General features: G+C 65.8%; 14 protein-coding genes. 11 read left to right on the top strand and 3 right to left on the bottom strand.

What is annotated here, in order from left to right; all coding sequences use genetic code 11:
* The first annotated feature begins 5 nt into the window (after positions 1 to 5).
* Genes JOZ00_RS27380 through JOZ00_RS27370 form a run of 3 tightly spaced genes read left to right on the top strand, consistent with a single transcriptional unit; the run spans position 6 to position 2,641 of the window.
* Positions 6 to 830 (top strand): coniferyl-alcohol dehydrogenase, encoded by an 825-nt coding sequence (locus tag JOZ00_RS27380; RefSeq protein ID WP_293350960.1) that lies wholly within the window; start codon positions 6 to 8, stop codon positions 828 to 830.
* Complete coding sequence (locus JOZ00_RS27375) at positions 818 to 1,807, top strand: cyclase family protein (protein ID WP_293350957.1); 990 nt, start codon at positions 818 to 820, stop codon at positions 1,805 to 1,807. Before JOZ00_RS27380 ends, JOZ00_RS27375 begins: the two co-directional genes overlap by 13 nt.
* 12 nt (positions 1,808 to 1,819) lie before the next feature.
* A complete protein-coding gene (locus tag JOZ00_RS27370; RefSeq protein ID WP_293350954.1) occupies positions 1,820 to 2,641 on the top strand; it encodes an alpha/beta fold hydrolase in 822 nt (273 codons plus the stop codon).
* Here JOZ00_RS27370 and JOZ00_RS27365 read toward each other — a convergent pair whose 3' ends face one another.
* Together JOZ00_RS27365 and JOZ00_RS27360 are read right to left on the bottom strand one after the other, a co-directional pair.
* On the bottom strand, positions 2,642 to 4,198 hold the full coding sequence (locus tag JOZ00_RS27365; RefSeq protein WP_293350951.1) for a multicopper oxidase family protein: 1,557 nt from the start codon (positions 4,196 to 4,198) through the stop codon (positions 2,642 to 2,644).
* Between the two features lie 85 nt (positions 4,199 to 4,283).
* Complete coding sequence (locus JOZ00_RS27360; protein WP_293350948.1) at positions 4,284 to 5,045, bottom strand: SDR family oxidoreductase; 762 nt, start codon at positions 5,043 to 5,045, stop codon at positions 4,284 to 4,286.
* Between the two features lie 228 nt (positions 5,046 to 5,273).
* Here JOZ00_RS27360 and JOZ00_RS27355 point away from each other — a divergent pair, with 228 nt between their 5' ends.
* Positions 5,274 to 6,095, top strand: coding sequence for an SDR family oxidoreductase (locus JOZ00_RS27355; protein WP_293350945.1), 822 nt, complete (start codon positions 5,274 to 5,276; stop codon positions 6,093 to 6,095).
* Positions 6,096 to 6,107: 12 nt separating this feature from the next.
* Here the strand turns inward: JOZ00_RS27355 and JOZ00_RS27350 are convergent, their stop codons facing one another.
* The gene (locus JOZ00_RS27350) at positions 6,108 to 6,752 is read right to left on the bottom strand and encodes a PAS domain-containing protein (RefSeq protein ID WP_293350942.1); all 645 of its coding nucleotides are present in this window, start codon (positions 6,750 to 6,752) and stop codon (positions 6,108 to 6,110) included.
* 249 nt (positions 6,753 to 7,001) lie between these two features.
* Here JOZ00_RS27350 and JOZ00_RS27345 point away from each other — a divergent pair, with 249 nt between their 5' ends.
* From JOZ00_RS27345 to JOZ00_RS27315, 7 genes are all read left to right on the top strand, one after another.
* Positions 7,002 to 7,676 carry a helix-turn-helix domain-containing protein gene (locus JOZ00_RS27345; RefSeq protein ID WP_293350939.1) on the top strand — a complete coding sequence of 225 codons (675 nt, stop codon included), beginning with the start codon at positions 7,002 to 7,004 and terminating at the stop codon, positions 7,674 to 7,676.
* 11 nt (positions 7,677 to 7,687) lie between these two features.
* A complete protein-coding gene (locus JOZ00_RS27340; RefSeq protein WP_293351013.1) occupies positions 7,688 to 7,882 on the top strand; it encodes a ferredoxin in 195 nt (64 codons plus the stop codon).
* A 5-nt stretch (positions 7,883 to 7,887) separates the two neighbouring features.
* On the top strand, positions 7,888 to 9,141 hold the full coding sequence (locus JOZ00_RS27335) for a cytochrome P450 (protein ID WP_293350937.1): 1,254 nt from the start codon (positions 7,888 to 7,890) through the stop codon (positions 9,139 to 9,141).
* 172 nt (positions 9,142 to 9,313) lie between these two features.
* On the top strand, positions 9,314 to 10,375 hold the full coding sequence (locus JOZ00_RS27330) for an amidohydrolase family protein (RefSeq protein ID WP_293351010.1): 1,062 nt from the start codon (positions 9,314 to 9,316) through the stop codon (positions 10,373 to 10,375).
* A 17-nt stretch (positions 10,376 to 10,392) separates the two neighbouring features.
* The gene (locus tag JOZ00_RS27325) at positions 10,393 to 11,613 is read left to right on the top strand and encodes a Xaa-Pro peptidase family protein (protein ID WP_293350935.1); all 1,221 of its coding nucleotides are present in this window, start codon (positions 10,393 to 10,395) and stop codon (positions 11,611 to 11,613) included.
* Positions 11,603 to 12,730 (top strand): M24 family metallopeptidase, encoded by a 1,128-nt coding sequence (locus JOZ00_RS27320; protein ID WP_293350933.1) that lies wholly within the window; start codon positions 11,603 to 11,605, stop codon positions 12,728 to 12,730. The genes JOZ00_RS27325 and JOZ00_RS27320 overlap by 11 nt, the downstream gene beginning before the upstream one ends.
* Before the next feature lie 2 nt (positions 12,731 to 12,732).
* The gene (locus JOZ00_RS27315) at positions 12,733 to 13,716 is read left to right on the top strand and encodes an enoyl-CoA hydratase/isomerase family protein (RefSeq protein ID WP_293350930.1); all 984 of its coding nucleotides are present in this window, start codon (positions 12,733 to 12,735) and stop codon (positions 13,714 to 13,716) included.
* Positions 13,717 to 13,813: the final 97 nt, after the last annotated feature.

Genomic DNA, 13,813 nt, shown 5'->3' with positions numbered 1-13,813 from the left:
CGGCCGTGCGATCAATCGACGAGCTGTGGCGCTACGACGGTCGCCGCGCGGTGGTGACCGGATGTGCGTCGGGCATCGGCGAACATGTGGTGCGCCAGCTCACTGAGCTCGGGGCTGAGGTCGTCGGGCTCGACAAACGCCCACCGACAGTCGAAATCAACGACTTTCACGAAGTCGACCTCGCCGAGCCGGCGTCGATCGATGACGCGGTGGCGGCCGTCGGCGACCGGGTCGACGCGCTGTTCAACATCGCGGGTGTCTCCTCCGGCATCGGCAACCCGGCCCTGATCGTCACGATCAACTTCCTGGGTCTGCGGCACGTCACCGAGGCGCTGATCCCGAGGATGGCGGCCGGCTCGTCCATCGTCAGCGTGTCGTCGCTCGCGGCCGCTGCATACCGCGAACACCTGCACGAGGTGGCGCCGTTGCTCGGCACCGCGACGATGCGAGACGGTATCGACTGGTGTGCCGGGCATCCCGACGCGCTGGGCACCGGCTACCAATTGTCGAAGGAAGCGATCATCCTCTACACGATGCAAAGCGTCACCCGGTTGGGGGCCAGGGGGATTCGCATCAACTGCACCGGCCCCGGGGTCACCGAAACACCGATCCTGGACCAGCTGCGGTCGGCCTACGGGCAGGGCTTCCTCGACGACATTCCGAAGCCGCTGGGCCGCGTCAGCGAGCCCGCCGAGCAAGCCGCGGTCTTGCTCTTCCTGAATAGCTCTGCCGCGAGCTATATTTCGGGCCAGGTGTTGTGGGTCGACGGCGGCAATGTGGGTGCCGGCATCGCCCGTGAGCTCGAGGAAGGGGCCCCGTGGCCAGTGTGACCGACTTTCGGCGGACCGCCGGCGAGGTGTCCAACTGGGGGCGCTGGGGCGCCGACGACGAGCTGGGAACGCTGAACTTCATCACCGCCGAGAAGGTCGCGCAAGCCGCGGGCCTGGTCCGGCACGGCAAGGTGTTTCCACTCGGGGTGGATTTCGGGTCCTCGGGTCCGCAGGGCGCCTTCGGGTTTCGGCACAACCCCATCCACGTCATGACGGTCGACGGGGGAGACGCGAACACGCTGGCGCAGTACGGCCCGGGGTGGGAGCAAAATCCGACGGCGGCACAAATGGCTCCCTACTTCGTCGACAACATCTTCCGCTTCAACGACGACATGATCATCATGCCTCTGCAAGCCGCCACCCAATGGGATGCGCTGTCTCACGTCTACTACGACGACCAGCTGTACAACGGGTTCGCGGCCGGCTCGGTGACGAGTTTGGGGGCCTACCACTGCGGCATCGAAAAGGTTGATGTCAAGGGCATCACGTCACGCGGGGTGTTGTTGGACCTGGTCCGCCATCGCAACGCAGAGGTCTTCCTCGAACACGGAAATCCAATCACCCCTGAGGAATTGGATGACGTCGCCCGCGCGCAAGGCGTGACGATCGAGACCGGCGACATCGTGCTGATCCGGACCGGTTGGTGGGCAAGGTATCTGCAGACCGGCAACAAAACCGAGCGGTACTCCGGGCTGGACTGGCGGTGCGCCGCGTGGTTGCACGATCACGAGGCCGCGGCGGTCGCATCCGACAACCTTCAGGTCGAAGACCCGGTGTCCGGCGTCGACGGCGTGTTCCTGCCCTTCCACCTGCTCTGCCTGCGAGACATGGGGCTGATGCTCGGTGAGTACTGGGACCTGACTGCGCTGGCGGCCGACTGCGCCGCGGACGGCGTGTACGAGTTCCAGCTCGTCGCACCGCCCCTGAGGTTTGTGGGGGCGGTCGGTTCGCCGTTGAATCCGATCGCGATCAAATAGAAAAGGCGGGCGATGGAGATTCATCGCAAAACCATGTCGGTCGACGGCCTGGTCACCAGCTACCTGGAAGCGGGCGAAGGCGACCCGGTGATTCTGTTGCACGGCGGCGAGTTCGGCGCCAGCGCTGAGCTCGGCTGGGAGCGCAACATCGAAGCGCTCGCCGCGCGCTACCGGGTCCTGGCGCCCGACCAGCTGGGCTACGGGCAATCGGCGAAGGTCATCGACTTCGTCGACGGACGCGGGATGCGCATTCGGCACGTGGCGCGGTTCTGTGAGGTGCTCGGCATCGACTCGGCGCACTTCGTCGGCAACTCGATGGGCGCCATCAACCTGCTCACCGACGCCACCTCTGAGGCACCGCGGTTTCGAATGCGTTCGCTCGGAATCATCTGCGGGGGCGGCGAGATTCAGCAAAATCAGTATTTCGAGGCGCTGCAATCCTACGACGCGACGCTGCCGGCGATGCGGCGCATCGTCGAGGCGCTGTTCTACGATTCCGGCTACCCCGCCGACGACGACTACGTGCAGCGCCGCTACGAGTCGAGCACCGCGCCCGGGGCGTGGGAGGCCATTGCCGCCGCGCGGTTCCGCCGTCCGAACGCCACGCCGTCCTCCACTCCGTCCAGCGCGCGAGCCTACGAGCGCATCAAAGTGCCGACGATCGTCGTCGAGGGCGGCGATGACAAGTTGCTACCGACCGGCTGGGCCGCGCAGATAGCCAAACAGATCGATGGCGCTCGCTCGACCGTGGTGGACGGCGCCGGCCACTGTCCGCAGATCGAGCAGGCCTCGGCCGTCAACGAGGTGATGCTGGAATTCCTGGCTACGGTCTGACTAGAAGACGTAGTCCAGTCGGGTCTCCATCCCGGCGAATTGGTGATAAGTGTTGTGGCAGTGCATCACCCAGGTGCCGGGGTTGTCGGCGACCAGTACGGCCACCAGCTTCTGCCCGGGCAGCACGATGACGGTGTCTTTCCGGGCGCCGGGACTGCCGTCGGCCTTGAGCACCTGAAAGGTATGGCCGTGCAGGTGAATCGGGTGATACATCATCGTCTGGTTGTCGAACGTCAGGGTGGGGTGTTGGCCCTGGCGCACGTGCAACGGATCGGTCTTGCTGTAGGGCTGGCCGTTGATCATCCAGTTGTATTGGGTCATGTTGCCGCCCAACACGACTGGGAGGTTGAGATCGGGGTCCGGCCGGCCCAGGTTGACCGGCGTGGTGGCGGTGAACATCGCGATGGTGCCGACCTGCCTGGTCAGCTCGGCCGGCTGGAACTGCGGGTCCGGCGCGCTACCGGCACCCGTGGAGAGCAGCGCCCGCGCCAGTGCGTTCTTGCCTTCCGCGAGAGCGACCAGCGGGAATATGCCGTCCGCGGCGGTCACGGTGACGTCGTAGCGCTCGGCCATGCCGATGAGCAGTGCGTCCACCTGGGTGGGCACCACCGGGTAGCCGTCGGTGTGGGTGACGGTCATCGCGTGACCGGCCAAAGCGACCCGGAATGTGGTGTCGGAAGCGGTGTTGATGAAACGAATCCGGATCTGCTGGCCCGGTCTTGCGTTGAAAACGGTGGGCGCGGCCGGAATTCGGCCGTTGATCAGGTAGTAGGGGTAGACGATGTCTCCGGCGTCGCCGCCGAGGAGGTCGCTGGAGCCGACGCTGCCGGCCGAGGGTGCCGGCATGCCCGGCATGGCCGGCGCGGATGCGCTCGTCGTTTCCGGGCTCATCTGCATCGGGGGCTTGTCCGGACCGGTGAGCTCGGCGTACAGCTGCTGCGGGCTTTTCCCGACGCCGTCGGTCCAATCATCAAGCACGACAACCCATTCTGTGTCGTAGTTGCCCTCGGTCGGATCCTCGACGATGATCGGCAGGTACAGTCCCATGTCTTCATCCAGTCCGGTGTGCGGATGAGCCCAGTAGGTGCCCGAGTTCGGCACGGAGAACCGGTAGGTGAAGTCTTGGCTAGCCGGAATGTTCGGCGTGGCGGGCAAAGCGCCGTCCATGTCGTTGCGCAGTGCGATGCCGTGCCAATGCACCGATGTCGGATGGTCGAGCCAACTCGCCACCGTCACCGCAAGCTCGTCGCCGATGCGGGCGCGGATGGGCGGGCCCGGGATGGTGTTGCCGTAGGCCAGCGTGCGGACGATGGGACCGCCCAAGTCGATGTGGGCTTGCTGGGGGGTCAGACTGACGGTGACGGTGCGGCCGCTGTGTGGGCGGGCCGCCTCTGCCGCGGCGATCGCGGCGGACATCCGTTCGACGGCGGACTGCGCGGGTTTCGATTGGCTGCAAGCAGTCAGCGCCAGTCCGCCGGCGATGCCGGCGGCGATGAATCCGCGTCTGGTGAGTCGCGTTCCGTCGAAACGGACGCCGCTTGTGGGTGGCGCAGGCATTGATCGCTCCTCGTCGTTTCCTGGCTCGACCTCCATTGCCGTTTTGCCCGAATACGTTGTGGCCCAGAGGCAGTGGGCACTACTGCTAGTGAGCGGCCGGTTGCGACGACACCCAGTCGCTGAAGTGAGTTTCGAAGACGGTCGTGTCCTCGCCGTCGATCGGAACGATGCTCCGCTCGTCGAGCACCGCGCCGTAATAACGGGCCTTAGGGTCGGTCACCACTTGGCGTGCATCACCGGAAGCGGCGAACCGGGAACGGATGAAGTCGTCCATTCCCGCCTTGTCGGGACCGGCGATGTTCAGGACGCCGTTGAGCGGCGGTCCGATCGCCACCCGGGTGACGCCCCTGGCGACGTCGGAGGCGGCGATGGGCTGAAACGCCCCGTGCGGCGCGCGAACCGTGTCATCAACGGCCAACGAATCCGCAATGCCGTCAACGAATTCGAAGAATTGCGTCGCCCGCACGATTGAATACGGGAATCCCGATTCCACGATCAGCTTCTCCTGGGCGACTTTGGCCCGCATGTAGCCGCTTTCGCCCGCGCGGTCGGCTCCCACGATCGAGAGTGCGACGTGATGTTGCGCGCCGGCGGCCCGCTCTGCCTCGAGCAGATTGCGGGTCGAATCGGTGAAGAAGTTCAGCACGTCGTCGTCGGCCCAGGACGGCGAATTGGACACGTCCACGACCGTCTGCACGCCGGCAAGGGCGTCGGCTAAACCTTCGCCGGTGACGGAGTTGACGCCCGATCTCGGTGAGGCCGCCACCGCCTCGTGTCCCTGCTCGCTCAGCATGGCCACCACCTGCGATCCGATGAGCCCGCTGCCTCCGATAACCAAGACCGTCATCTTCGAGCCTTCCGTGTGGACAACAAGTTTCTCGTCGCGGCCGCGAGTCGCGAGTGCAACATTAGTGCGAGATCAACGCCTACGGTCGGGCTTTGCGCGGAGGCTGCCATGCGAATAGAGATTCCGGCCGCAAAGGCGGCCGACGCGCACGAGTGCGGACGCCAGCGCGACCGGCGTTCTTAAATCAACTGCTTGACTTAATGCGGTCGGCGCCGATTAACTCGTCGTGTGGTCAACGAACTGACGGGCAAGGTCGCCATCGTCACCGGAGGAGCGTCCGGTATCGGCCGCGCCACCGTGGAGAGGTTTACAGCCGAGGGCGCTCGGGTGGTCATCGGAGACATCGAGACCGACAAGGGCGAGGAGCTCGCGGCGGCACTCGGCCCCGGTGCGCTCTTTCGCCGGACGGACGTCTCCGATCCCGAACAGGTCGCGGCGCTGATAGCCGCGGCCGTGGAGAGTTTCGGCGGCCTGCACGTGATGGTGAACAACGCCGGGCTCTCGGGAATCATGCACCCCCGGTTCCTGGACGACGACCTGGCCGACTTCCATCGTGTGATGGCGGTCAACGTCCTGGGGGTGATGGCGGGTACCCGGGATGCCGCCCGGCACATGGCCGAGAACGGCGGGGGATCGGTCATCAACATCACCTCGATCGGTGGAATTCAGGCCGGCGGCGGCGTGATGACCTACCGCGCGTCCAAGGCAGCGGTCATCCAGTTCACCAAGTCGGCGGCAATTGACTTGGCCCATTACGAGGTTCGGGTGAACGCGATCGCGCCGGGCAACGTGCCCACGCCGTTCGTGGCGTCCTCGGCGTCGAGCATGGATCAGGAGCAGATCGAGCGGTACGAGGCCAAGATCCGCGAGACGATGCGGGCCGACCGCCCGTTGAAGCGCGAGGGCACCCCCGCCGATGTCGCCGAGGCGGCGCTGTACTTCGCCACCGACCGGTCTCGCTATGTCACCGGCACGGTGCTGCCGGTGGACGGTGGCGCATCGGCGGGCAAGGCGATCCGGCGCAAGAGTGACTCACCCAAAAGCGGTTGATGCGAGCAGTTTTCAGGCCGCGCCAGCCGGGTGGCCGGCGTGGGTTTCCAGCCGCAGCCGGGCCAGCGTCTCCGCCCGCTCGAAATCCTGCATACCGGCGTTTTCCAGGACCACGCTGTGGGAGTGTGTCAGCACGCTCAGCACCGCCTCGGCCGGCAGGTCGGGGAACTGGCGGCACAGCAGCTCGGCGGCGGCCCACAACTCCGAGAGTTCGGGATAGGCGACGTGCTCGGGCTCACGGGGAACGACGCGGGTGACGTCCTGGACGTGATGCAGCACGGCAACCGTCCTCCCGTCCTCCTTGATCGGCGAGTTCACCGGCGTCCAGACCTTGTAGGTGAACGCGCCGGGTTTCTGAAAGCGCGGCGAGTCGTACCGCAGGACGCCCATCCAGTGCCGGGCGCCGCGACGGAAGACCCGCTCCAGCGATGCGGCCACCCGGGCGACGCCGTCCGCTCCCGGCTCGGCGGGGTTGTCCGGGAAAACGTCGAAGAGCGCCTCGCCGAGCATGCTGTCCCGTGGGCGCCCCGAGACGCGTTCGTAGGCCGGGTTCACCGCGCGAATCCGCAAATCGCTGTCGGCCAGCAGATACGGCGCCCACCCCGTCTGAAACCACGCGGATTTCTCGATCGCCGAGACCCGTCCGGCTGACAACATGAGCACTCCCAACCAAAAACATCAGCATTCGGCGATTCACTGTTTGGACACCGCCGCGATGCCGCCCCGCAAAGACTCAATACTGGCCCAGCAAACGAGCCTCGCGGCAGGGACCTTTGTCACCGGTTGACCGCCTGATAACACTGGATCGGCTGTGATCATCGCATGTTCGGCAGAGCGCACCGATCGCGCCCGCAGAAATTAAATCAATCGCTTGACTTAATATCTTTCACGAGGTTGACTAGCGAAATGACCACCGCCAGGACCGTTCGCACCGAGCGGGCCAGCTCCACCCAAGAGGCAATCCTTGTGGCGGCCGAGCGGCTGTACGCCGAGCACGGGATGTTCGCAGTGTCGAACCGGCAAGTCAGCGAGGCCGCCGGGCAGGGCAACAACGCCGCCGTGGGCTACCACTTCGGCACCAAGGCCGACCTGGTGCGCGCGATCGAGCAAAAGCACCGTGGGCCGGTCGAAAAGCTGCGCGAACGGTTGGTGGGCGAGCTGTTGGAATCGGGGCCACGCCACGGTCAAGTCGCCGGAATGCGGGACTGGGTGGCCTGTTTGGTGCGGCCGCTCACCGACCATTTGGACGAGCTCGGAAGTCCCACCTGGTATGCGCGGTTCGCGGCGCAGGCGATGACCGATCCCGCCTACTACAACATCATCGTCAAGGGCGCGCTGAGCTCGCCGTCGCTGGTCGAGGTGGTCCAGGGCATCAACCGATGCCTGCCCGACCTGCCGGCCGAGGTGCACTTCGAGCGCAACATCATGGCCCGAAACCTGTTGATGCACAGCTGCGCCGACCGCGAGCGCGCGCTTGCCGCCGGTGCGGCGCTGCCGCACCGTTCCTGGCGGGCCGCCGCGTCCGGGCTCATCGACGCGATCGTGGGCCTGTGGCTGGCGCCCGTGACGCCGTACGAGTGAAGGACCTGCAGATGAAAGTGATTGTCGACCAGAATGTTTGCGCTTCGTCGGGAAACTGCGTCATGAATGCGCCCGAGGTGTTCGATCAGCGCGACGAGGACGGCGTCGTGGTCTTGCTCAACGAAAGCCCATCGGCCCAGCAAGCCGAGGGCGCACGACGGGCCGCCGCGGCGTGCCCGGCACTGGCCATTCACATTGAGGAATGAGAAACATGTCAGAACCCTTGACGAGCACGAAGGCTTCCGGAATCGACTCGGCCCCAGAGATTCCGGACTACCCGATGGCGCGCAACGCGGGCTGCCCCTTCGCCCCGCCGCCGGACGTCATGGCCATGGCGGAGGCCGGGCCGCTGTCCCGAGTTCGCATCTGGGACGGCAGCACCCCCTGGCTCATCACCGGCTATGAGCAAGTGCGCGAACTGTTTTCCGACTCCCGGGTCAGCGTCGACGACCGCATCTCGGGATTCCCGCACTGGAACGAGGGCATGTTGTCGACGGTGCACAAGCGGCCCCGGTCGGTCTTCACCTCCGACGGCGACGAGCACACACGGTTCCGGCGAATGTTGTCCAAGCCCTTCACTTTTCGCCGGGTAGAGGGCCTGCGTCCCACGATCCAGCAGATCACCGACGACCACATCGACACCATGCTCGCCGGGCCGAAGCCGGCCGACGTGGTTGCGGCGATCGCGCTTCCCGTTCCGTCCCTGGTGATCAGCCAGCTGCTGGGCGTGCCCTACGAGGACGCCGAAATGTTCCAGCACCACGCCAATGTGGGCCTCGCGCGCTTCGCCGCCGCCGAGGACACCATGAAGGGCGCGATGAGCCTGCACAAATACCTCGCGCAGCTGGTCGAGACCAAGATGGAAAACCCCGCCGAGGACGCGGTCTCGGACCTCGCCGAGCGTGTCAAGGCCGGCGAGCTCAGCGTCAAGGAGGCCGCGCAGCTGGGCACCGGATTGCTGATCGCGGGGCACGAGACAACCGCGAACATGATCGGGCTGGGTGTGCTGGCCCTGCTGGAAAACCCCGACCAGCTGGCGGTCATTCGCGACGCCGAAGACCCGAAGGTCGTCGCCAGCGCCGTGGAGGAACTTCTTCGCTACCTCAGCATCATCCAGAACGGTCAGCGCCGTGTCGCGGTCGAAGACATCCACATCGCCGGGCAGGTCATCCGCGCCGGCGAAGGCATCATCATCGACCTGGCCCCCGCGAACTGGGATGCCGACGCTTTCGCCGAGCCGGACCGGCTGTACCTGCACCGCTCCGGGGCCGACCGCAACGTCGCGTTCGGATACGGCAGGCACCAATGCGTGGGCCAGCAGCTGGCTCGCGCGGAACTACAGATCGTCTTCCAGACCCTGTTCCGGCGCATCCCCACCATGAAGTTGGCCGTACCGTTCGACGAGGTTCCCTTCAAACACGATCGCCTGGCGTACGGCGTCTACGAATTGCCCGTGACCTGGTGAGCCCTTTTATTCAACAGCCCCAAGTAACTACGCTAAAAATGCCGATCCGAATGGAGGGTCAACGATGACTCAGTCAAGCACCATTTCGCTCTACCCGCCCGAAGGCTTTGGCGCACCGAAGGATCGTCGAGGGCATGCCAGTGGCGCCGACGTGGGTCTGCCGGAGGGGACGGTGGTCTTCTCCGCCGACAACCACATCTCGCTGGCCGCCGACATCTTCTACGAGCGCTTCCCCGAGGACCTCAAAGACAAGGCGCCGCGGATCTGGTACGAAGACGGCGCCTACCAAGTCGGGCGCAAGGGCCAGTCCTTCCTGCCCGGTGACTTCAGCGCGGTGCTGATGCAGTACGACGACCTGCCCGGCGCCGCGAGCACCAACATCGAAGCGCGCATCCAGGAATTGCACGACGACGGCGTCGAAAAGGAGCTCGCCTTCCCCAACGCGGTGCTGGCGCTGTTCCACTACCCGGACAAGCAGCTTCGCGAACTCGCGTTCCGCATCTACAACGAATACATCGCCGAGTTGCAGGAACGCGCAGGCGGTCACTTCTACGGTGCGGGGCTGATCAACTGGTGGGACCCGCAAGGTACCAAGAAGACCCTGGCAGAGCTGAAGTCGTTGGGGCTCAAGACTTTCCTGATGCCGCTCAACCCCGGTAAGGACGACGACGGCAACCCGATCGACTACTCGAGCACGTCGATGGACGCCGTCTGGGACGAAATCGAGGCCGCCGGCCTACCCGTCACCCACCACATCGGGGAGACACCGCCGAAAAGCCCGACGGAGTTCAACAGCGTCGTGGTCGGCATGATGATCAACATCGACGGATTCCGGGAAACGTTCGCCAAGTACATCTTCGGCGGCATCCTCGACCGCCACCCCTCGCTGCGCCTCGGCTGGTTCGAGGGCGGCATCTCCTGGGTGCCCTGGGCCCTGCAGGACGCCGAGCACCTGGTGGCGTCTTATCAGCACATGTTCAACCGGCCGCTGGAGCACGATGTGCGGTACTACTGGGACACCCACATGAGCGCGTCCTTCATGGTCGACCCGCTCGGCCTTCAGTTGATCGACAAGATCGGCGTCGACAAGGTGATGTGGTCCAGCGATTACCCGCACAACGAAAGCACGTACGGCTATTCCGAGAAGTCATTGAAGGCGGTCGTCGATGCGGTCGGGCCTGAGTCCGCGGTAAAGATCGTCAGTGGAAACGCGACGAAGTTCTTGGGCCTGTAGTGCCGACACTCGCACCAGTGGGCGCCGGCGCGAGCCTGGTGATTCCCGAAACGCCTGACCTGGGCCGCCTGCGCCGCGAGACGGGGGCTCGGCTGCGATCGGCAATGACCGAGCGTGGCGTGGACGCGCTGATCCTGTTGGGCAACAACGCCGTGGTCTACGCGACCGGCGCCAGCTGGCCGCTCGGCGATGCCGGCCTGTCCTACGTCGAGCGCCCGGTAGCGGTCGTGCTGGCCGACGACGAGTGGCCCCACTTGTTCCTGCCGTTCCGGGAAGGCGCGGCGCAGGAATCGGACCTGCCGGACGATCACCTGCACGGGCCGCTTTACCTCGAATTCGACGAGGGCGTAAGCGAATTCGCGCGCGTGCTGGCTGGCCTGATCCCGTCCGGGGCCGTCGTCGGAGTCGACGAGTTCACGGGCGCCATGTCGCGCGCGTCGAAGTCGTTGTTCCCCGGTGGCGCACCGGTCGACGCCGCCGCGATCGTCAGCGCCGCCAAGTCGGTCAAGACCCCGGATGAGTTGTCCTGTATGCGTAAAGCCATCCGCATCACCGACGAGGCGATGGTCGAAGTCCACAAGCGCCTGGCGCCCGGCATCCGGCAAATCGACTTGTCGGCAAGCTTTTTGCGGCAGGCCTTCGAGCTGGGCGCCACCGCCAGCATGCTCGAGCCGATCTGGCAGGTGATGCCCGCCAGCAAGGCCGACGGGGTGTGGACCACCCACGGGGACCTGGCATTGCCGTTGCTGACGACCGAGCGCGAGCTGGCCGAGGGCGACGTGCTGTGGACCGACGCCAGCATCACCTACCGGGGGTACTGCTCGGACTTCGGGCGCACCTGGATCGTCGGGCGCGACCCCTCGCCACGCCAGCAGGCGCAGTTCGACCGATGGTTCCACATCATGACCGCCGTCCTGAACGTCGCCCGGGCCGGAGTCACCGCGGCCGACTTGGGCAGAGCCGCAACCGAAGCCAACGGCGGCACCAAACCCTGGCTGCCGCACTTCTATCTGGGACACGGCATCGGCGTCAATGCCGCCGAAATGCCCATGATAGGAACCGATCTCGGCCAGGAGTTCGACGAGAACTTCGTCCTGCAATCCGGGATGGTGCTGGTCTTGGAGCCCGTGGTATGGGAGGACGGCACCGGCGGTTACCGCAGTGAAGAGGTGCTGGTGATCACCGAGGAAGGCTGGATCAAATTGACCGACTACCCCTATGACCCCTATGGCAACTGAAGTCCTGCCCGACGACCGCGCACTGCGCTCGGGTCGTCGCCAGCGAGCCCTGGAGCAGATGGCGGCCCACGACCTCGATGTGCTGGTCCTCGGCAGACAAGCCAACGTTCGGTACGTCACGGGAGCGCCGCAGCTCTGGGTCGCCGGCACCCGGCCGTTCGGGCCCACCTGCGTGCTGGTGCGCCAGACCGGGGCGATTCATCTGCTCAGCACCTGGGACGAGGGCATTCCCGACGACATTCCACACGAGAACCTGTATGGCATCTCCTGGAATCCGATGAACACCGTCGCCGCCCTGCAGCGCATCGAAGGCGTCGCCGATGCGCGGCGGGTCGGAACCGACGCCCTGTCACCGGCTTTCGCGCAACTCTTGCCGATGGTGTTTCCGAACGCGGCACTCGTCGACGGGGAGTTGGCGATGCGCGCGGCCCGGCGCATCAAGACGGCGGACGAACTGGCGTCGCTGCGAGAGGCCATCGCGGTGGCCGAGTCGGCCCTGGCCGCGGCCGTCGCGGAACTGCGACCGGGAGTGAGCGAGCAGGCACTCGCCGGTGTGCTCCTGGAAGCCTCCGCGGCCGGTGGAGTGAGCACCCCGTCGAATCAGGATGTCGCGTGGGTGACTTCGAAGGAGCACCCGTGGCGCAGGACGAACGGTGACGGTCGCATTCAGGACGGCGACCTGGTGGCCTTCTCGGCCGGCGTGCTGGCGGGCGGCTACGTCGGCGAGGTTGGGCGTACCTGGCCGGCCGACAAGAAGCGCGGTCCGGGCGGCGCCGCCGATCTCTACCGGCGCTGGGACAGCCTGTGGGCCAAGCTGATTGCCGCGTGCCGGCCGGGCGCCGGAGCGAGCGAACTGCTTGCGGCCTATCAGGCCGCGGGGGAGCCCGACCCGCCGATGCCAGTGGCGCGCGGCCTGGGCATGGGCTTTGACCCGCCCGTCGTCTCCCAACACCTGCCCGCGACCGCGGCCGGCGAACGGCTGGAGCCGGGCATGGTGCTGGCCGTGTCCGGATACGTCTGGGAACAAGGAGTCGGTGCGGTATTCGGGCGAGAGGCGGTGTTGATCACCGCCGACGGGCCCGAAGTGCTGACCTCCAGCCCGTTTTGGCAGGCCTAGCGATGCCTGACGGCCCAGAGCCTGCGGCAGAGAAGATCATTCGCTACAAGAAGGATCGCAAGACCCGCATCGCGACCATCACGTTCGAGCGGCCGGGCTACCTGAACGCGCCGACGATCGCGGCACGGCTGCGCTACGCAGATCTGTTGCACCGCGCCAGCATCGACGACGACGTCAAGGTGCTGGTGGTGCGTGGAGCGGGCGACGACCTCGGCTCGGGTGCCGACCTCGCCGAAGTCATGCGCGTGCAGGACTCGGCCGACCAGGGCCCGCGTCTGGCCGAATATCGGGTCGGGGCCGACGAGGTCAGGTTCCCGCCCGAGGGCTCGTTCCGCCGCGGGGCCACCCTGGGCCAGTGGTACGCCAACCCCAACTCGGGCATCCGCGGACTGCAGGACTTCAAAAAGATCAGCATCCTCGAGGCCAAGGGCTACTGCTACGGCTGGCACTTCTACCAGGCGGCCGATGCGGATCTGGTCATCTCCAGCGACGACGCGCTCTTCGGTCATCCATCGTTCCGGTATTACGGCTGGGGACCCCGCATGTGGTGGTGGGCGCAGACCATGGGCATCCGCAAATTTCAGGAAATGGTTTTCACCGGAAGGGCTTTCACCGCCGCGGAGATGTACGACTGCAACTTTCTCAACAGCGTGGTGCCCAGGGACCAACTCGAAGCAGAGGTGGAGAAGTACGCGCTGGCCTGCGCCAGCAATCGCCCTACCGACACGGTGTTCATGCAAAAGGTGTTCTTCGAGATCATGAAGCAGTTCCAGGGCGAGTATCTCGGCAGCATGCTCAGCGGCGTCTTCGAGTCGATGGGGAGCAGCGTCCGCCCGGATGCCGACAGCGATCTGATGCTCGCCGACGCAATGGAGCGCGGTCTGGGCGACTCGGTCAAGGACAACGACGGCAAGTTTCCACCCGAGTGGCGCCTGAGCAAGAAAGGGCGCATCAAGAAGGCCGCCAAATCGAAGCGAAAGCACTAGTGGCGCAACCCCGGATCGAACCGCCCCTGACCGGCTATACGGTGGTGGATCTGTCCACCGGCATCGCGGGCGCCTACTGCACCAAGCTGTTGGCCGA

It is taken from the genome of Mycobacterium sp., assembly GCF_019243155.1.
Classification (GTDB): domain Bacteria; phylum Actinomycetota; class Actinomycetes; order Mycobacteriales; family Mycobacteriaceae; genus Mycobacterium.
This window is presented reverse-complemented; position numbering and strand designations above follow the sequence as displayed.